Annotated in this window: 20 protein-coding genes and 1 tRNA gene; 5 read left to right on the forward strand and 16 right to left on the reverse strand. The window is 57.6% G+C overall.

The window, feature by feature from the left end; all coding sequences use genetic code 11:
• Positions 1 to 10 precede the first annotated feature (10 nt).
• Positions 11 to 802: a tryptophan synthase subunit alpha gene (trpA, locus tag OS190_RS16080; RefSeq protein WP_267159741.1), complete on the reverse strand. Its 792-nt coding sequence runs from the start codon at positions 800 to 802 to the stop codon at positions 11 to 13.
• A gap of 217 nt (positions 803 to 1,019) precedes the next feature.
• Between trpA and ychF the strand changes: the two genes are divergently transcribed.
• On the forward strand, positions 1,020 to 2,117 hold the full coding sequence (gene ychF, locus OS190_RS16085) for a redox-regulated ATPase YchF (RefSeq protein WP_267159742.1): 1,098 nt from the start codon (positions 1,020 to 1,022) through the stop codon (positions 2,115 to 2,117).
• Here the strand turns inward: ychF and OS190_RS16090 are convergent.
• Positions 2,114 to 2,518, reverse strand: a complete 405-nt coding sequence (locus tag OS190_RS16090; RefSeq protein WP_267159743.1) for a hypothetical protein — start codon at positions 2,516 to 2,518, stop codon at positions 2,114 to 2,116. The two genes, ychF and OS190_RS16090, sit on opposite strands and share 4 nt — an antisense overlap.
• A 290-nt stretch (positions 2,519 to 2,808) precedes the next feature.
• Here OS190_RS16090 and OS190_RS16095 point away from each other — a divergent pair.
• Positions 2,809 to 2,898: transfer RNA gene (locus tag OS190_RS16095), tRNA-Ser, on the forward strand.
• A 146-nt stretch (positions 2,899 to 3,044) separates the two neighbouring features.
• Entirely contained in the window at positions 3,045 to 4,316 is a 1,272-nt protein-coding gene (locus OS190_RS16100; protein WP_267159744.1) for a DUF6538 domain-containing protein, read from the forward strand.
• Here OS190_RS16100 and OS190_RS16105 read toward each other — a convergent pair.
• The 10 genes from OS190_RS16105 to OS190_RS16150 all read right to left on the reverse strand — a co-directional run bounded on the left by OS190_RS16105 (position 4,298) and on the right by OS190_RS16150 (position 9,222).
• Positions 4,298 to 4,501: a hypothetical protein gene (locus tag OS190_RS16105; RefSeq protein ID WP_267159745.1), complete on the reverse strand. Its 204-nt coding sequence runs from the start codon at positions 4,499 to 4,501 to the stop codon at positions 4,298 to 4,300. The genes OS190_RS16100 and OS190_RS16105 overlap by 19 nt on opposite strands.
• A gap of 4 nt (positions 4,502 to 4,505) precedes the next feature.
• Entirely contained in the window at positions 4,506 to 4,649 is a 144-nt protein-coding gene (locus OS190_RS16110; RefSeq protein ID WP_267159746.1) for a hypothetical protein, read from the reverse strand.
• Entirely contained in the window at positions 4,621 to 4,863 is a 243-nt protein-coding gene (locus OS190_RS16115) for a hypothetical protein (RefSeq protein WP_267159747.1), read from the reverse strand. The genes OS190_RS16110 and OS190_RS16115 overlap by 29 nt, the downstream gene beginning before the upstream one ends.
• Positions 4,853 to 5,044: a hypothetical protein gene (locus OS190_RS16120; RefSeq protein ID WP_267159748.1), complete on the reverse strand. Its 192-nt coding sequence runs from the start codon at positions 5,042 to 5,044 to the stop codon at positions 4,853 to 4,855. Before OS190_RS16120 ends, OS190_RS16115 begins: the two co-directional genes overlap by 11 nt.
• On the reverse strand, positions 5,037 to 5,531 hold the full coding sequence (locus OS190_RS16125) for a phage portal protein (RefSeq protein WP_267159749.1): 495 nt from the start codon (positions 5,529 to 5,531) through the stop codon (positions 5,037 to 5,039). The genes OS190_RS16120 and OS190_RS16125 overlap by 8 nt, the downstream gene beginning before the upstream one ends.
• Positions 5,524 to 5,715 (reverse strand): hypothetical protein, encoded by a 192-nt coding sequence (locus OS190_RS16130; protein ID WP_267159750.1) that lies wholly within the window; start codon positions 5,713 to 5,715, stop codon positions 5,524 to 5,526. The genes OS190_RS16125 and OS190_RS16130 overlap by 8 nt, the downstream gene beginning before the upstream one ends.
• Positions 5,712 to 5,933 carry a hypothetical protein gene (locus OS190_RS16135; RefSeq protein WP_267159751.1) on the reverse strand — a complete coding sequence of 74 codons (222 nt, stop codon included), beginning with the start codon at positions 5,931 to 5,933 and terminating at the stop codon, positions 5,712 to 5,714. The genes OS190_RS16130 and OS190_RS16135 overlap by 4 nt, the downstream gene beginning before the upstream one ends.
• Before the next feature lie 292 nt (positions 5,934 to 6,225).
• Positions 6,226 to 7,367 (reverse strand): IS3 family transposase gene (locus OS190_RS16140; protein ID WP_267159752.1). Its coding sequence is split into 2 segments (ribosomal slippage): positions 6,226 to 7,121 and positions 7,121 to 7,367, totalling 1,143 coding nucleotides; the frame shifts between segments, so codons are not numbered across the junction.
• Between the two features lie 285 nt (positions 7,368 to 7,652).
• Positions 7,653 to 8,951, reverse strand: coding sequence for a Vi polysaccharide biosynthesis UDP-N-acetylglucosamine C-6 dehydrogenase TviB (tviB, locus tag OS190_RS16145; protein ID WP_267159753.1), 1,299 nt, complete (start codon positions 8,949 to 8,951; stop codon positions 7,653 to 7,655).
• Between the two features lie 64 nt (positions 8,952 to 9,015).
• Positions 9,016 to 9,222, reverse strand: coding sequence for a hypothetical protein (locus OS190_RS16150; protein ID WP_323370731.1), 207 nt, complete (start codon positions 9,220 to 9,222; stop codon positions 9,016 to 9,018).
• 323 nt (positions 9,223 to 9,545) lie between these two features.
• Between OS190_RS16150 and OS190_RS16155 the strand changes: the two genes are divergently transcribed.
• Entirely contained in the window at positions 9,546 to 11,735 is a 2,190-nt protein-coding gene (locus OS190_RS16155) for an NADP-dependent isocitrate dehydrogenase (RefSeq protein WP_267159754.1), read from the forward strand.
• Positions 11,736 to 11,857: 122 nt separating this feature from the next.
• Here the strand turns inward: OS190_RS16155 and OS190_RS16160 are convergent, their stop codons facing one another.
• The 3 genes from OS190_RS16160 to OS190_RS16170 all read right to left on the reverse strand — a co-directional run bounded on the left by OS190_RS16160 (position 11,858) and on the right by OS190_RS16170 (position 14,618).
• A complete protein-coding gene (locus OS190_RS16160; RefSeq protein ID WP_267159755.1) occupies positions 11,858 to 12,700 on the reverse strand; it encodes an NAD-dependent epimerase/dehydratase family protein in 843 nt (280 codons plus the stop codon).
• 24 nt (positions 12,701 to 12,724) lie between these two features.
• A complete protein-coding gene (locus OS190_RS16165) occupies positions 12,725 to 13,927 on the reverse strand; it encodes an NAD(P)/FAD-dependent oxidoreductase (RefSeq protein WP_267159756.1) in 1,203 nt (400 codons plus the stop codon).
• Positions 13,928 to 14,006: 79 nt separating this feature from the next.
• Positions 14,007 to 14,618 (reverse strand): 2-hydroxychromene-2-carboxylate isomerase, encoded by a 612-nt coding sequence (locus OS190_RS16170; protein ID WP_267159757.1) that lies wholly within the window; start codon positions 14,616 to 14,618, stop codon positions 14,007 to 14,009.
• Between the two features lie 135 nt (positions 14,619 to 14,753).
• On the opposite strand from OS190_RS16170, the gene OS190_RS16175 reads away from it, so the two are divergent.
• On the forward strand, positions 14,754 to 15,743 hold the full coding sequence (locus OS190_RS16175) for a membrane dipeptidase (RefSeq protein WP_267159758.1): 990 nt from the start codon (positions 14,754 to 14,756) through the stop codon (positions 15,741 to 15,743).
• A gap of 452 nt (positions 15,744 to 16,195) precedes the next feature.
• Here OS190_RS16175 and hrpB read toward each other — a convergent pair whose 3' ends face one another.
• On the reverse strand, positions 16,196 to 18,610 hold the full coding sequence (hrpB, locus tag OS190_RS16180; RefSeq protein WP_267159759.1) for an ATP-dependent helicase HrpB: 2,415 nt from the start codon (positions 18,608 to 18,610) through the stop codon (positions 16,196 to 16,198).
• Positions 18,611 to 18,682 lie beyond the last annotated feature (72 nt).

An 18,682-nucleotide genomic window follows, 5' to 3' on the forward strand; every position in this document is an offset into this window, starting at 1 on the left:
ACCCGGTTTGTCAGGCTGCGTGCGCACCATCCGACAAGGATTTTACAAAGGCCAGAACGTCTTGCACACTGTCACCCGCAGCGATGCGTGCAACGATAGCAGAGCCCACAACCACGCCGTCAGCCACTTCAGCGATGGCCTGAGATTTGGCAGGGGTATTCACACCGAAACCGACAATCACCGGCAATCCGCTGGCCTCGCGGATGCGCGCAACCTCGGGTGCAACATCACCTGCATCTGCTTCTGCCGATCCGGTGATGCCGGTGATCGACACATAATAAACGAAACCCGATGTGTTTTGCACAACGCGGGGCAGGCGGTTATCATCAGTCGTGGGGGTCGCGAGGCGGATAAAGTTCAGCCCCGCAGCCTGGGCGGGCAGGCACAATTCGCTGTCTTCCTCTGGCGGCAGGTCCACGATGATCAGCCCGTCGATGCCCGCCCCTTGGGCGGCGGTGAGGAATTTTTCGACACCCATCGAATAGATCGGGTTGTAATACCCCATCAACACAATCGGCGTTGTATCGTCTTCTTTGCGGAAACGCGCAGCCATTTCCAGCGTTTTGCGCAGTGTCATGCCGCCTTCAAGCGCACGTTGCCCCGCAAGTTGGATCGTAGGGCCATCGGCCATCGGATCGGTAAAGGGCAGGCCGAGTTCGATCACATCGACACCGGCACCGGGCAGCCCGCGCATGATCTCAAGCGAGGTTTCCATATCGGGATCGCCAGCCATGATATAGGATACAAAAGCCTTTTTGCCTTGGGCTTTGAGGTCGGTGAATTTGGCATCGATACGGGTCATGAGGCGGGCCTTTGCTTTTGTATTCCCGTTCAATGGCGAACCTTGCGCCGGAAATCAATGTACGACCTGCGCTGTCAGGGACGGAATTTTGCAAAATTCCTCTACGGAAAATGGGAATTTTCCACGCACAGGGCCACCGGGGCGGTCTCAAACCCTTGCACCGCCCCCTGTCAGGTCATAGGACAACGCAAAATCGGATGCTGGAAGGATCGCTATCATGGGTTTCAAAATGGGTATCGTGGGTCTGCCGAATGTCGGCAAATCGACCCTGTTCAACGCGCTCACCCGCACCGCCGTCGCGCAGGCCGCGAACTTTCCCTTCTGCACCATCGAACCCAACGTGGGCGAGGTCGCGGTGCCCGATGCCCGCCTTGACCAACTCGCCGCCATCGCCTCGTCCAAATCCATCATCCCCACGCGCATGACATTTGTGGACATCGCAGGCCTCGTCAAAGGCGCCTCCAAGGGCGAAGGCTTGGGCAACCAGTTCCTCGCCAACATCCGCGAGGTCGACGCCATCGCCCACGTGTTGCGCTGCTTTGAAGACGGCGATGTCACCCACGTCGAAGGCCGCGTGGACCCCGTGGCGGACGCCGAAACCATCGACACCGAACTGATGCTGGCCGACCTTGAATCCATCGAAAAACGCCGCGCAGGCCTTGTGCGCAAGATCAAGGGCAACGACAAGGAAGCCGTGCAACAGGACCGCCTGCTGGCCTTGGCCCAGGCCGCCATCGAAGACGGCAAACCCGCCCGCGTGGTCGAGGTCGACGCGGAAGACGCCAAAGCATGGCGCATGTTGCAACTGCTCACCACCAAGCCTGTCCTCTACGTCTGCAACGTGGGCGAAGCGGAAGCCGCCGAAGGCAACGCCTTCTCTGCCGCCGTCGCCGACATGGCCGCAGCACAGGGCAATTCCCACGTCATCATCTCCGCCCAGATCGAAGAAGAAATCAGCCAGCTTGAAGACGAAGAAGCCGAGATGTTCCTCGAAGAAATGGGCCTTTCCGAAGCCGGCCTCTCCCGCCTGATCCGCGCAGGCTACGAGCTCCTGCATCTGGAAACCTACTTCACCGTCGGCCCCAAAGAGGCCCGCGCCTGGACCATCAAATCCGGCACCTCCGCCCCGAAAGCCGCAGGCGTGATCCATGGCGATTTCGAGAAGGGCTTCATCCGCGCCGAGACAATTGCCTTTGATGATTTTGTGTCACTGGGCGGCGAGGGGCCAGCGAAAGAGGCAGGCAAAATGCGCGCCGAGGGCAAGGGATATGTGGTGAAGGACGGGGACGTGCTGCACTTTTTGTTTAATACTTAAGGGCGGCGGGATTTGATTTCGGCGATGTAGCCATCAATCCACTCCACATAATGCGATGCTTGACCCGCATCATAGACCTCTCGCGCCGCGAATGCGTATTCCATCGCCTTGTCCAGATGTGGCACTTCCGTCGTTTTCTCAAATAACGCCAGTTCCAGCCCTGACAAACAATGTGGCACCATAGCCCAATTAAACGGCACCGCCTCGCGGGTCCATTCCAGCAAAGCGTTGCGAAAGGCGGTGACGGCCTCGTCGAGTCGCGTAGTGCCTGTTTCGCGCTGCCCGAGGGTTAGCAGCGCAATGCCAAGGTTGTTCAACGGTGCTCCGCGTTCATGTTGGGTTTGGGCCTGCGCCTGTGTGAAGCGGGCCAGATCAATCGCCACAAACGCCTCAAAGGCCACCTTCGCAGCCCTCTGCGCGCTCGCCCTCTGCGGCGCCCCCGTCCGTCTGGTGGTCGCCCTGACCATCCTGCTGCACCTCGCATTGGCCGGCCACCAGCGGCAGTGCTCCGGTCGCGTTCTGACCCAGGCAACAGCGCAGGGACACCCGCATTTCTGCCCTTTTGCATGCCCGCAAATGTCATACTCCCGGTGTAGGAAGGGTGCACAGGCGGTCTACGCATGGCACCCCCCTGAAAATCAGGTCAAAAACACCCTTGCCCTCCCCAGACCCCCCCGCTAAACGGGTCAACGGAGACGTGGCCGAGTGGTCGAAGGCGCTCCCCTGCTAAGGGAGTAGGCCCGGAAGGGTCTCGAGGGTTCGAATCCCTTCGTCTCCGCCAGAAAACCCACCAACATATGCGCGAGTTTCTGAGTGATAACAATCACTTAGGCTTGCGCTGTCGTTTTTAGGGCCGCGAATAGGGCTTGTTTTGCTACACATTTTGCCACACAATTCGCAACACAGGCCCGAAACAGGATTCTGACCATGACCATAATGAAGCGAGGCAACACCTTCCATCTGCGCAAGCGTGTCCCGCGCCGATACCAGAGTGTAGAAGAGCGCAAGAACGTATGGGTCAGCCTTCACACCGATTCCGAATCTATCGCCAAGGCCAAAGCCCCCATTGCGTGGCAGCATCTTGTCGAGGCTTGGGAAGCCCGCATGGCTGGCGACACGGCGGACGCTGATCGGCGGTTTGAAGCGGCCAAGGAATTGGCGGCGGTGCGGGGCTTTCGATACCTGCCCACGGCCAAAGTCGCTGAGCTGCCCCGGGAAGACTTGCTCGCCCGTGTAGAGGCGGCACGGGGCCGCGACGGTGAACCGGATATGCGTGAGGCGGCGGCGGTACTTGGTGCGGTCGCTGAGCCTCAGATGACAGTCACCAAGGCGCTTGATCTTTACTGGGGGCTGGCGGCGGATAAGACCATCGGCAAAAGCGAAGACCAGTTGCGCCGCTGGCAAAACCCCAGAAAGAAAGCCGTTCGCAACTTCATAGAGGTCGTAGGGGACAAGGCCCTGCCAGACATAACTGGTGACGACATGCTGGATTTTCGCGGTTGGTGGTTGGAAAAGCTCGAGTCGGGCGGCCTGACGCCAAATAGCGCCAACAAAGACCTGATACACCTTGGTGACGTTCTGAAGACGGTCAACAAGATGAAACGGCTGGGGCTGGTGCTGCCCTTGTCTGATCTCAGTTTCAAAGAAGGTGAGGCGCGACAGCGGCCCCCATTCTCTGAGGCATGGATACGCGACAAGTTGCTGAGGCCCGGGGCGCTGGACGGCTTGAACAAGGATGCGCGGTGCATCCTCTTGGGCATGATCAACACGGGCTATCGGCCAAGTGAAGCGGCGTCCCTCACCAGTGCGCAAATTCGACTGGACGCGGACGTGCCGCATATCTCGATTGAGCCTGTGGAAAGACAGTTGAAGAGCCGCAATGCGCGGCGTGTCATTCCGCTTGTAGGGGTGTCGCTGGGCGCCTTCAAAGAGTGCCCCAACGGCTTCCCTAAATATGCCACCAGCTCCGCCAGTTTGTCGGCCACGGTCAACAAGTTCCTGAGGGCCAATGGCCTCATGGAAACGCCAAATCATTCTTTGTACGGGCTGCGGCATAGCTTTGAAGACAGACTCTTGTCGGTTGGCATAGATGAACGGATAAGGCGCGACCTGTTTGGACACGCCCTTGACCGGGAACGGTACGGCAAGGGGGCAACATTGGCCCATGTGAGGGGCTTGATTCAGCGGGTGGCGTTCTGAGCTGCAACGGCTCGGGCACGGGCCACAACGTCATCGGCCAGCAATGCCTCTTCCTGCGCGATCTCAGCTTCTAGACGGGTAAAGAGTGGCGCATAAGTTGGGTCAGCCACCACCAGCTTCGCCACGGTATCAAGGGCCGCCCGAAGGCGCTCCAAGTCCGTGTTGAAGGTGGTGGCCATACCCATTGTCTCAGCCGTTCAGACGGACGTTCACGGACCCACTGGGGTTACCAGCGACGGTGACGGCAATGCCGACAGGCGGGTTGGCCCCGGTGTCATCATCGGTCGTGACCAGCTTGGTGGCGTCATCCCAGTACCCGGCCCAAGGTGTCACGCACGGACGCTGTGCGGTGATTGTCCAAGACGGCCAAGCCTTCAACCGCCGACAGATCAAGCGTGCCAGCGGTCAGAATTTCGTTGAACGGGCCCCGGGCGTCCCGGCGCTGCACCGGGTTCGCCGTTGCGATCACGGCGGTGACGGTGCGCGTTTCAGGGTCATAGGAATTGGGCCGGGTTGCGGCGCGGATGTGCAGATCATCAAGGGGCAAGGCGGTGCTCCAATTTCTTGAATGTGTCGGAATCGCGGGCCACCAGCTCACCAGTTGCCGGGCAGCGGGCGACGGTGGCCTTGTCGATGCGAACGGTCAGGCGCGGCCCGGTAATCCGGTCGCTGGCGTCCGCTGCAAGCTGGCGCAGATACTTGTCATGGTATTTGCCGCGCTCAGTCATCGGACGACTCCTTGCCACTGAAGGACAGGCCCAGCTCAGTTTCCCGGGCGCGGTCGTCTGCGATCTCTTGGTCCAGCTCAGCGATATTCCAGCCCAGCGATGCCACGGCTTGCTTGCGGGATGTCAGGCCCAGTGCCAGCGCCTCTTTCGCCGCCTGCATATCCTTGGCCGGGTCTACCTGCATCGGACGCGGTGGCAGCCACTCAGCCTTCAGCGCGGGGGCCAGATCGGGTAAGTCCAGACGGTCTGCTAGATAGGCGTCGGTGATGTGACGACGGAAAACCGGGTTGAGAAATTGGGGGACCAGCGTGTGATAGACATACTGTTCCACCTTGGCCCTGAAGGGCAGCAGAGCAGCCCGCAGAGACGAATAGTTGGCCTGAGACAAGTCACCATCCACCACCCATGTGGGGACGCCAAGACCCGCCGCGATTTGCCCCAGTGTCAGCTTGGCAAACGAGATGGATTCCTTGGCTTGTTTAGCCAAGCCGCAGTTCGAGGTTCTGGCGGCTGGTGTTCGGCGCGGGCGCGTCAAAGATCGCCGCCCATTTCTCGCGAAGCTCCGGCACGGTCATCGCCTTGAGCGCGACCAGGTCCGCCAGGACAGCGTGGTCCTGCGCAGGGCCAAGGCCCGTTCTCTTTCCTACTGATTTCATTCTGGTTTTTGTCATTCGTCCTCTCCAACTCGGGTTCGCAACTGGTGACGACGACGACGAACAAGGGCGAGGATGTCCAGCGAACTGTCTCCGTCGTGCGAATAATTCTCGTTAATTTTTGGTGGGTTGGCGCGGTCCACGGCTGCAGCGAGGATCCGGGAAAGTTCCGCCAGTCGCTCATCGGTGGTGAGCTTTTCGGGCGGAGGAGCGAAATTGCCGTTGGTATCGGGCATGGGGGGGCGAAACTCAGGAGCTGTTTTCCCCTGTGGTGGCCGCGATGTGGAAGGGATTTCAAGTTAAAACAATGGGTTGTCGTGGTTCTTCGCGAATGAGCGAAAGCATTGGTATGCGGATGTCAGTAGGCAATTGCTAAAGCAGAAATGCTCAATCGGAAGCACGTGTGTTGGCCACGAACGCCGCATGGAGACCGTGCACGTGCAGCTCCTCAACATAGATGACGTGCTGACCCAGCCCCCTGAACCGGGCCGTATGGATAGAGAATCCGTTCCTGTTTCTTTCTCGTGATTATGTTGCGGTCAAGGCCTGCTGAGCGGAGCTTTTGCATAGCTCAAGCGAAGCAGGCCGGGTGGCACGGTTGAGATTGGCATAAACGGCTGGGGCCAGCCCGCCAAGTGATGTGTGTGGTCGCTGGATGTTGTAATCGATCCTCCAGCTTTCGATGATCTTTCGAGCCTCGGCGAGGTTGCCGAATATGTGCTCATTCAGACATTCGTCCCGCAGCCTGCCGTTGAATGACTCGACAAAAGCATTCTGCATCGGTTTCCCCGGCGCGATGTAATGCCAGCCAACTCCGGTATCCTGGCACCATCTCAGCACAGCATGAGACGTCATTTCTGTTCCATTATCACTGACAATCATATCGGGCTGACCGCGACGCAGGATCAGATCGTCCAATTCACGCGTCAGCCTCGCGCCGGACAAAGAACGATCCACGACAGTTGCCAACGCCTCACGGGTGCAGTCATCTACAATGCATAACACACGGAACCGCTGCCCATCTTCGAAGGCGTCGGAGACAAAATCCAACGACCAACGCTGGTTGGCGCGATCCGGCACCAGAATGGGGCGACGTGTGCCCAAAGCCCGCTTGCGTGACCGCCTGCGGCGCACCGCCAGCCCTTCCTCGCGATAGAGCTTGAACAGCTTCTTGTGGTTCACCTTAAACCCTTCCCTGGCCAGCAAGATGCCCAAACGACGATAGCCGAACCGACGACGTTCATTCGCCAGTTCGCGCAACCTCTTGCGCAGGGCGTCGTCACCCTGATCTTGCTTTTGATACTGAAAGACCGACCTATGCAGATCAGCCAATTCGCACGCCCGACGCTCGGACAAGCCGTGCCGATCCATCACATCGCGCACGGCTCGTCGCTTCACATCAGGCGTCAGTAGTTTTTTGTCGCGAGATCCTTCAGGGCAGCATTATCCAGCATCGCATCCGCCAACATACGCTTCAGCCTGTTGTTCTCGTCTTCCAGCGCCCTCAGCTTCTTGGCATCCGACACGTTCATGCCGCCAAACCTTGCCTTGTATTTGTAGAAGGTTGCATCACTGGTGCCGTAGCGGCGACAAAGCTCCTGCGCTTTCACGCCTGCCTCGTACTCCTTGATCATGCCAATGATCTGTTCGTCTGAAAATCTGCGTTTCATGGTCCATCCTTTTCTTGGACGGATTACTAACACCTGGGTGGCCTGATTTCAGGGGGCAGGGTCAATGCGGCGCAAAGGTCGGAGTTTGGTTTAAGGGCAAATCACAGCGTTGAGTTTTCTAAAGAGACCGGTATCGGGATAATGGCTGCCGATGATCGTGACCGAACCGTTGGGGTCCAGCGCGGCAATGAGGTCATTACTGTTTTACCGGATTGCACCTATGTGCCGGGGCGCGACATAACAGCTGCGTAGGCAAGGACAATCGTTTCATTTGGGATCTCCCCATTACAGCCGCAGATCGCTTTGATCGACGGGGAGGACATATTTCAGGTCATAGAGTACGTGGTCTTTGCGTCCGAGGCTTCGCATGCCGGCCATCCCCATCTCTGAAAATTCTTGGTGGGCAACCGCCAGGACGATCCCGTCATAGGCGTTGGCGTCGGGCTGACTAATCGGGGTAATGCCGTATTCGTACTCAGCTTCGGCGACATCGACCCAAGGATCGAACACATCCACTTCGATGCCATAGTCCTGCAATTCGGTAATGACATTGATTACGCGGGTATTACGCAAATCAGGACAATTTTCCTTGAAAGTCAAACCCATCATGAGCACGCGCGCACCTTGAACATGAATGCGCTTTTTCAGTAGTGCCTTGACCAGTTGTGCCGCCACATAGGCACCCATCCCGTCGTTCAAACGCCGCCCGGCCAGGATGATCTGGGGGTGATAGCCAATCGCTTCGGCCTTGTGCGTCAGATAGTAGGGATCGACCCCGATGCAGTGCCCCCCGACAAGGCCGGGACGGAACGGCAGGAAGTTCCACTTGGTTCCTGCAGCCTCGAGCACCGCCTCGGTGTCGATGCCCATACGGTTGAAAATCACGGCAAGCTCGTTAATCAGCGCGATGTTCAGGTCACGCTGGGTGTTCTCGATGACCTTGGCTGCCTCGGCCACGCGGATAGACGGGGCCTTGTGCGTGCCGGCCGTGACGATAGATGCATAAAGTCCGTTTACGAATTCCGCAACTTCTGGGGTCGATCCCGATGTCACCTTGGTAATTGTCGTCAAACGATGGGCCTTGTCGCCGGGGTTGATCCGCTCCGGGCTGTAGCCAGCAAAGAAATCCTCGTTGAACCGCAGGCCCGACACGGCTTCGAGCACCGGCACGCAATCCTCTTCGGTGGCACCGGGATAGACCGTCGATTCATAGATCACGATATCACCGCGCTTTAGCACTTTGCCGATGGTTTCGGATGCCATGATCAATGGCGTGAGGTCTGGGCGCTTGTGGGTGTCAATCGGGGTAGGGACCGTGACGATGTAGACGTTGCAATTGGCGATGTCCTCAGGCGCATTCGAAAAACTCAGATTTGCGGCGCTTGCAAGTTCGTCATCATCCACTTCAAGCGTCGAGTCATGCCCGGCCTTCAACGCCGAGATACGGTTGATGTTGATGTCAAACCCGACAACAGGACGATGTTTGCCGAATTCTACAGCCAGCGGCAATCCAACATACCCAAGACCAATCACAGCGAGCTTCGACGTATCAAGGCAGAAAGAATGCATAGTGACCTCAGACATTGTAATAATCACGGTACCAATCGACAAATCGTGCAATACCATCGCGGACATCCGTTTGTGAACGCTATCTCGTCAGGCTTTGCAAGGGCGTTGCGTTCACACTCGTCGCCGGAAAATCACCCATTTGCATCGGCAGTTGGTTGCGGATGGCTTTTTTCCCGGGCAAATTCTCGATGGTTTCTATGAAGTTCAACAGCTTGACCTTGTCGGAATTGCCGATGTTCACCACTCGACAAGATGCTACCGCGGACAGGCTGTCTACTGCCGCCACGATTCCGTCCTGTGGACGTTCCGGCACCGTGTCGATCCCAAGACCGTTCAGCGCGCTTGCCCAAACCGACCGCGAAGAAAATGAGACCCCAACCCGCAAACTCTCGTTCTGAATGAGGGAGCAGCAGGAGGCACATCAACATGCCAACGGCAATTCTGCACTTTTATGAAAGTTCAAACAGCCCTGCCGTTGATTTGGCCCGGAAAGGCTGTCTCTGTCAGAAGCGGGTTCTTTACATTTCTTGACTGTATACACTGGTATACAGTTGGCGAATGCGGGTACATGGGGTAAGAGACGGCAAACCAGTCATTCAGGAGATTCCCATGTCCGACATTATCTACACCAAAGTGGACGAGGCGCCGGAGTTGGCATCAGCTTCTTTCCTTCCGATCATTCAGAAATTTGCAGCCGCCGCGGGGGTCTCTGTTGGCACCAAGGACATTAGTTTGGCCGGTCGTATTCTTGCTGCTTTTCCAGAGCATTTGAGCGCGGATCAACAACAGTCAGACGATCTCGCCGAGTTGGGCAGACTCGTTAAAACTCCGGATGCCAACGTGATCAAGCTGCCGAATATCTCTGCCTCTGTGCCGCAACTTGTTGGCGCGATTAAGGAACTGCAGTCTCAGGGTTTTGCAGTGCCGGATTATCCCGAGGCACCTGAGAGCGATGCCGAAAAAAAGATCCGCGCCAAGTATGACGGGCTGAAGGGGTCGGCGGTGAATCCGGTCCTGCGGGAGGGCAACTCGGACCGTCGCGCGGCCAAAGCGGTGAAAAGCTTTGCCCAGAAGAACCCGCACCGTATGGGAGAGTGGACAGCGCAAAGCAAGACACAGGTCTCATCCATGTCGGGGGGCGATTTCTTTTCAAACGAGGTCTCGACGACGCTGGAGAAAGACACCACTGCGAAAATCGTGTTGGAAACAAGCGCTGGTGAGACTGTCTTGAAAGAGGCTGTCACTTACCCAGCGGGCACTGTGGTTGATGCGACTTTCATGTCTGCCGCCGCTCTGCAAACCTTTCTTGCTGACGAGATCGAGAAAACCAAAGCCGACGGCACGTTGTTCTCACTGCACATGAAGGCGACGATGATGAAGGTTTCCGACCCGATCATCTTTGGCCACGCGGTCAAGGCCTTTCTTGCACCGGTGTTTGAAAAGCACGGGCCGGCGATGGCCGACCTTGGCGTAAACCCGAATTCCGGACTTGGTGATTTGCTGGCGCGGGTCGAAGGCAACGCCGAAATCATGGCCGATATTGAGGCCTGCATGGCGGCCCGCCCGCCAATGTATATGGTTGACAGCGATAAGGGTATCACCAACCTGCATGTCTCATCCGATGTCATCATCGATGCGTCGATGCCAGCACTGATCCGCGCTGGCGGCAAGGGTTGGGGGCCGGATGGCAAGGAATCCGATACCAATTGCGTGATCCCCGACAATTCCTATGCGCCGGTGTATGATGAAACGATCAAGTTCTTCAAAGAAAACGGCAAGCTGAATCCCGCCACCGCAGGAACCGTTCAAAACGTCGGGTTGATGGCGCAAAAGGCCGAAGAATACGGTTCTCATCCCACCACATTCGAGATTCCTGCCGCAGGCACCGTCAAGATGATCCTCGATGATGGCACCGTGCTGCACGAGCACAAGGTTGAAGCGGGCGACATCTGGCGGTCTGCTTCTGCCCGCAAAGCCCCGATCGAAGACTGGGTGAACCTTGCGGTTGATCGTCAAAAGGCCGAGGGTTGCCGCGCAATCTTTTGGCTGGACGCGGATCGCACCCATGATGCGGAACTGATCGCCTATGTAAAGCCGATCCTTGAGGCCAAAGGTGTTGCGGATAAATTCGAAATAATGGCCCCACGTGAGGCCACCCGTGCCTCCCTTGAAACCATCACAAAGGGCAATAACACAATTGCCATCACCGGCAACGTGCTGCGCGATTACCTGACCGATCTGTTCCCGATCCTTGAGTTGGCCACCTCCGCCAAGATGCTGTCGATTGTGAAACTGATGAATGGCGGTGGATTGTTCGAAACCGGCGCGGGCGGTTCTGCGCCCAAACACGTCCAACAACTAAACGAGGAAAACCACCTGCGCTGGGACAGTCTGGGCGAATTCTGTGCGCTTGGTGAAAGCCTGACGTTTCTTGCCGATACCAAGAACAACGAAAAGGCGCGGATTTTGGGGCAGGCGGTTGATGTTGCGACCCAAGGGATCCTCGACAACGGACGGTCACCCTCGCGCAAGGTAGGTGAGCCGGACAATCGTGACAGCCACTATTGGTTTGCCCGCTACTGGGCCGAGGCAATGGCGGCACAATCCGAGGATAGCGACCTGGCTGCGCATTTCGCCCCTGTCGCCGAAGCGCTTGTTGCCAACGAGGCAGCGATCCTTTCGGAATTGGCCGCCGTGCAAGGGCCTGCGGTTGACCTGGGTGGCTATTACCGCACGGATGCGGCGAAAACCGCAGCAGTCATGCGTCCCTCGACGACGTTAAACAGCATTATTGGCTAAGGTATTGAAAAGAGGGGCGTGCATTTGAACAATGCGCGCCCCTGGTTCCAGCAGCATGGGAAAGGGTCAAACCCGCCCGGATTTTTTGCCCAAAACACTGTGACATCGGCAGGTTTGGCAGGTCAGGTTTTCTTGCGATCGTCAATGATACCCATATTGCCAACCGCACTCTGCCCCAGTGGTATTGACGCAAACGGACCGCCGTGTCTCATCGTGCCAATATCCATAGGGTCTGCGACTTCTGCTTCTGCCAGAATGGTTTCGGCGTATTCTTCGGCATTGTCTTTCGGGCGATAACCCAGAAAGGAGGCAGAGGCATTGTCGACCGGTGCGCGATCATTGTTTGATACACCATATGCGATAGTAAAACCGACCACAGGGGTATCGACGGCACGGGTTACAAGCTGGATCAGATCGTCATATGACAGCCAGGATCCCAGCGCCCTGGGGTTGGTCACCTGCGCGGCGGACAGGATGCGCAGATGCACAGATTCCATCTGTCTCTTTTCCCAGTACATCCGACCCAGATCTTCGGTGAAACACTTGGACAGACCATAAAATGTGTCGGGACGATGCGGCATTTCGGTATTGATGAATTCGGTCTTGGGATACATCCCCACGGCATGGATCGACGAGGCATAGACAACACGACGCACGCCTTGCTGATGGCCTGCTTCCCAGATGTTGTAGCTGCCGATAAAATTTGGCCCCAGCATTGCTTCGAATGGGCGTTCATCCACAATTGCGCCGAAATGGACAACCATATCCGCCCCTTCCAGCAACGGATAAACCTCATCATATTTTGCAATATCCGCCTGTACGAAATGCTCACCGGGATAAAGCGTGCCGATGTCGTCAACAATGTCGGTGCTGACCAGTTCATCACACATCTTGCTCAGCGGTTCACGCAGATAGGATCCAAGCCGCCCAGCTGCGCCCGTCAGTACCAGTTTCTTGAATTTCATCGTATTTCCTCCTGTCTGGCGGTTTCAGATGACCGCTTTTTCCAAAAATGTCTGTTGGTTTGCGATCCTGTCATAGCCAAACGGCGCAAGATCCAGACTTCGGTATTCGCCGTAAGCGATCAATTCTGCGATGCCACGCCCCATCGCTGGGGATTGCTGCAAGCCATGTCCTGAAAACCCGTTGGCAAAGATGAAATTTGCTACAATGTGATGGTGTCCGATCACCGCGTTCTGATCCAGCGTGTTATAGGCATAATGACCGACCCATTCGTTGATCACCTTGATCTGTTCAAAGGCGGGCACGCGGTTGGCAATCGCTGGCCAGAACTTGGATTCCCAAAGACTGTGATCAAATCCGAAATCGTCAAAGTCCACATCGGGGTCATCATCCGGTGGGCCGCCGGCCATGTAGTACCGCCCTTCGGTTCGCATGTGGACACCAGAAGGATCAATCGTCAGCGGTAAATCGCGATCAAGCGGCTGTGCTGCATCAAAAATATATGTGTAGCGTTTGCGCGGACGCACGGGAAGGTCGATCCCCGCCATCCCTGCTGTCGCAACGGCGCGCGGGCCCGAAGCATTGACCACCGTGCCACATCCGATGGTATCGCCGGATTTCAATGTTACGTGGGTTACCTCGGTGCCCGCGGCATTCAAGGTCATGCTGATAACCTCATCGTGGATGTATTCCACGCCATTGCGCTGAGCCATGCGCTTGAACCAATCAAACATGGTTCCGCCGTCGAAATAACCTTCGTCCACCAGATTATGGTTGGCAGCCAGAATATCATCCAGTTGATAAAAGGGATAGGCGGCGGCAATTTCGTCGCGGCTCAGGTGGCGCGTATGTGCACCCTGTGCCGTCTGGATCAACTGGCTTTCCCGTAATGTGTGTGCGAATTCCGCCGTGTCAGCCAGATACATATACCCGAAGTTGTGCGTTGCCAGTTCAGGCACGTCGCCCCCCCCACCCATAAAGGTGCGAAAGTTCTTTATGAACTCGGCACCAAAGCGTGAAATCTGTATATTCAACGGGTTGGAAAACTGCTGTCGGATGCAGGAATTTGTGTGGCTGGTCGATGCGTTGGTATAGGATGGGTCGCGCTCGACAACCAGAATACGGCCTTGAAATCCGGGCATTTGCGTCAGCCACCATGCCACCGAGGAACCGTAGATTGCACCGCCAACGATGACGACATCATAGCTTTGGTGTTGCGAATTGCCCATTTGAACTCCCGATTCTGAATCGCCGATGATAATTGTCTAACCCAGCGCTTTGGCCAGCGTAAGGCTGCGCGTGTTGCCGTTACCGGCCGAATGGCGTCTGCAATGCCCGTTCGACCATAAACAGGCGGTCCTGACCATAAAACATGTCCCCCTCTACAAAATAGGTCGGAGAGCCAAAGACCGATCGTGCAATCGCCTCTTCCGTATTGGCACGGTGCTGGGCCTGAATGGTCGCGGATCCGGCCGCATGTATCAGATTGTCGCCGTCCAGTCCCAGGGTATCAGCCAGACAGCGTAGCGTTTCAGGATCCGCGAAGTCGGCATCATCGCGCCAATGAGCTTGCAATATGGCGCGACTCATCCTGCCCGCATCCGCCCCCGCTGCTATGATCGCGCCATTGGCCAGCGCAAGAGGGTGGTCGTGGTATGTCGGGCGATGCCGCAACAGGGGTAAGTTTCGTAGTTCCGACCAGCGCCGGATCTCGCGGCCAAAGAAGTAATGAATGTGGCTGCGGCTGCGCTTCTGGATATTCTGGCCCCCTGCTGCCGCCATCACAGGGGCAAAATCAAAGGGGCGGTGGATGATCTCGGCTCCGGCCGCGTCTGCAATCCGTTGCAATTCCCAGGCCCCCAGATAGGCGAAAGCGGAATGCGCGGAATAGAAATATTCGATTGTTTTGGGGTGTTGCACGGGGCCGGTCTCCATCATGATGCCAAACCCATTTAAACAGGCGCAAGGTGCATCGCAAATTGGCGGGGCGCGGTTCTGCTGCGCGACGTCGCTTTAGTGATTGAGCGTTTGACGCTTCCGGTCCATCCTGCAATCATGAAAACACCCTTGGTCGACAATCTACAATACGCTAATTTCTCGCCGCGCATTTTTGAACAGATGCGGGCAGGCGGCGTGGACGCGGTGCATGTCACCATCGCCTACCACGAGAGTTTCCGTGAAATGGTGCTGAACCTGGAACGTTGGAACCGCTGGTTCGAGGATCACCCCGATCTGATATTCAAGGGGACAACCGCCGCGGATATCATCCTTGCACAGGAAAGCGATCGCACCGCCATTTTCTTTGGGTTCCAGAATCCCAGCCCCATTGAAGATGACATCGGACTGGTAGAGATCTGTCACCAGCTCGGCATCCGTTTCATGCAATTGACCTATAACAATCAAAGTCTGCTTGCCTCGGGCTGTTACGAAGAAGACGATACAGGACTGACCCGAATGGGGCGCGCCGTGGTGGCGGAAATGAATCGTGTCGGCATGGTCATCGACATGAGCCACTCCGGCGAACGCTCGACCCTGGAGGCCATCGATCACTCCACCCGACCCATCGCCATCACTCATGCCAATCCGCATTGGTGGCACGCCGCTCTGCGCAACAAATCCGATCGCGTGCTCAAGGCGCTGACCGCCACAGGCGGTATGCTCGGCTTTTCGGTCTATCCCCACCACCTGGCAGATGGTTCCGAGTGCAGCCTCGAAGGTTTCTGCGCCATGATTGCCGAGGCCGCCGCGCGCTATGGCGCTGAAAATCTCGGCATCGGCACCGACCTTTGCCAGGATCAACCGGACAGCATTGTCGAATGGATGCGTGTGGGCCGCTGGACCAAAGATATTGACTATGGCGAGGGCTCTGCCGGTCAGGCGGGCTTTCCGCGGATGCCGGTTTGGTTCAACGACAACCGTGACTTCGGCAATATCCGCAGCGGGTTGATTGCCACGGGGATGGCAGGTGACGAAATCGACGGGATCATGGGCAGAAACTGGTACCGGTTCTATGAGCAGGGATTCGGTCCGAACAAAAGGATGTGACTGTCGTTTCTGCGCAGCCCTGCAAAGAAACGGACCGCTTTTTTCGCCGATGTGGTCATCGCTCGGCGCACATGCATTGCGTGTGATGCCACCTAATAACCCGACGCATCGGCTCTGCGCTGCGCAAGACATGCGCTCAGGAAAACGGCAAATGCAGTGTCGCCGACCGCGATTCCCACGCTCCGTGCCCCGGCCTTGAAAACCTCCTGCCGCCGAAATGCTGCATTTTCCAATTTTGAACACCTGGGTCAGGGTCAACTGACACCCGGATTGAAACCGCACCGCTGGATAGGCCTTTCAACAGGTCTCGGCGGGGCATCTCACGCCGGTAATTGATGGACGGTGCAGCTGGATAACCAGGTATTGCCCCTCTTTCTTTTTGGCCGGAAATACCGCGGGGTTTGGGGCAGAGCCCCAAGACAATGACCTTTCAACATTGCTGCGCGATCAGATCAGCTGCCACGTCGCTTGGCGCGCAGGGTGGGGTCGGCTTGCGTCGGATCCTCTGGCCAGGGGTGGCGCGGGTAGCGTCCGCGCATGTCCTTGCGGACATCGGCATAGGAATTCTGCCAGAAGCCCGGCAAATCCATTGTCACTTGTACCGGGCGTTGTCCGGGGGACAACAGCGTGATCTTGAGTGGTTGACCCGCCACCTGTGGATGATGGGTCACGCCGAACAATTCCTGCAGGCGCAGGGCAATTTCCGGGACATCACCCTCATAGTCGATCGGCACCCGGCGCCCCAACGGGGTTTCGAAATTCGCTGGCGCTGCCTTGTCCAGTATCTGTAGTTGGTCCCAATCCAGCCGTGCGCGCAGGGCTGGCAATAGATCATATGTTTTCCACTGGGCACCTGTCTTGATGCCGTCCAGATGGGGCAGCAACCAGTCTTCCAGACTGTCCATCAAGGCCGCCTCGCGAAAGTCAGGAAAATCTTCGCCGATCAGGCGCGCACGCGCCAGAAATCGCGCGGCGGCAGGGGCCGGATTTAGCCCCAATTGCCGCACGCCCTCCAACATCGCGCGGGCAACTTCCTGCGTCGGCGCATCGGCCCAGTTGCGGTCATCCAGAACCAGGCTGGCGAAACGTTCCTGACGGCGGGCTAAAACGCGCCCTTCGCGGCGGGACCAGATACACAGGTCATGCCAACCGATCTGATCGGCAAAAAGCATACGCAACTCAGCTTCTGACAGCCGTGCCGCCTGGCGAATCCTGGCCTCTCGCGGATCGCCGTCAAGGTCGGTGGCCACGATCAGACGTTCTGTCGCCATGCCATCAGTGTCAGTCATCATCGCGCCTTTGCCGCTCGAAAGCACGAAACGTGGAGCCTCGCCCTTGCGGCGCAGGCCAATTCTGTCGGGATAGGCAAGGGCGGCGAGCGGACCGATGCTGTTCGGCCCCGTGGTGTTTTTTCCTCGGATCAGTCGTTTTGCTTCCTGGCGAATGCGGGCAATCGCGGCGTGGTCGGCTGCCGCTCGTGTTTGTTTGCCTTCAAGGACCTCCATGCGCAGTGACAGATCGATGCCGCCTCCGCGCAAGGGGTCGCGTTCGGCAATCAGGGCAGCAAGGAGTGGCGCACGCGGTCCGCCGCGATCGACCATATGGGCAAGACGGGGATGCAGGGGTATGCGCGCCAGGGTTCGGCCGTGCGGTGTAATCCGTCCTTCGGAATCGAGCGCGCCCAGCATCTGCAACACGGCCTGGGCCTCGGTCAGTCGTCCTTCATGGGGAGGTGTCACGAAATTCAGATCTGATGCCCTGGCACCCCAGACCGCCAGTTCCAAGGCAAAGCTGCATAAATCCCCGATCTCGATCTCGGCGGGTGCAAAGGCGGCCAAGGCGCCTTCTTCGCCTTTTGTCCAAAGTTTGTAAGCCACTCCCGTAGACATGCGCCCAGCGCGCCCGGCGCGCTGGGTGGCTTCGGCTTTGGAAACCTTTTCGGTAACCAGCCGGGACATGCTGGATGCCGGATCAAAGCGCGCGCGACGGGCACGCCCTGCGTCGACGACAATCCGGATGTCCTCGATGGTCAATGACGTTTCCGCGATAGAGGTGGCCAGCACCACCTTGCGCCCTTTGGCAACCGGCGCGATGGCTTCCCTTTGCGCCTTGAACGACATTGCGCCAAACAAAGGGGCCAGTTTGCAACCCTCGGGCAGGTCGGACTTTAACAGTCTTTCAACGCGTCGGATCTCTGCCTCCCCCGGTAGAAAAACCAGAACGGAACCAGGGCTCTCTGCCAGTGCGTCAAGAACGAGGTTGGCCGTCGCCTGTTCAAGCATTTGGCTACCGATCGGGCGGTCAAGCCATCTGGATTCCACCTCAAAACTGCGCCCTTCAGAGGTCACCACAGGAGCCTGAATCAATTCCCCGACCGGGGCGGCGTCCAGAGTTGCCGACATTACCACCAGCATCAGATCGTCCCGCAATGCTTCTGCAACTTCCAGACATAAAGCGAGGCCCAGATCGGCATTCAGGGAGCGTTCATGAAATTCATCAAAAATCACAGCCCCGACATCCGGCAAATCCGGTGCATCTTGCAACATGCGTGTCAGGATGCCTTCGGTGACAACTTCTATTCGTGTTCCCTTGCTGATTGCAGAGGCTCCCCGCACTCGGTAGCCTACGGTTTCGCCCACCTTTTCGCCCAGAGTCTGCGCCATACGCTCTGCCGCAGCGCGCGCAGCAAGGCGGCGCGGTTCCAGCATCAGGATACGCCCCTTTGTCAATCCGGCGTCGAGAATTGCCAATGGTACGCGGGTGGTTTTACCGGCACCTGGTGGCGCTTGCAGCACGGCGCGGTGATGGTGACGCAAAGCTTGGATCACCTGCGGCAAGACGACATCGATGGGCAAGGTGACTGACATAGACCCGTTATCGGCGAATCCACCGCCAAGGCCAAGACCCAAGACAGCCTGCAGGAGGGGATGGACAATTCC

The sequence above is a fragment of the Sulfitobacter sp. F26204 genome, from assembly GCF_026410305.1.
In the GTDB taxonomy this organism is placed as follows: Bacteria; Pseudomonadota; Alphaproteobacteria; order Rhodobacterales; family Rhodobacteraceae; genus Sulfitobacter.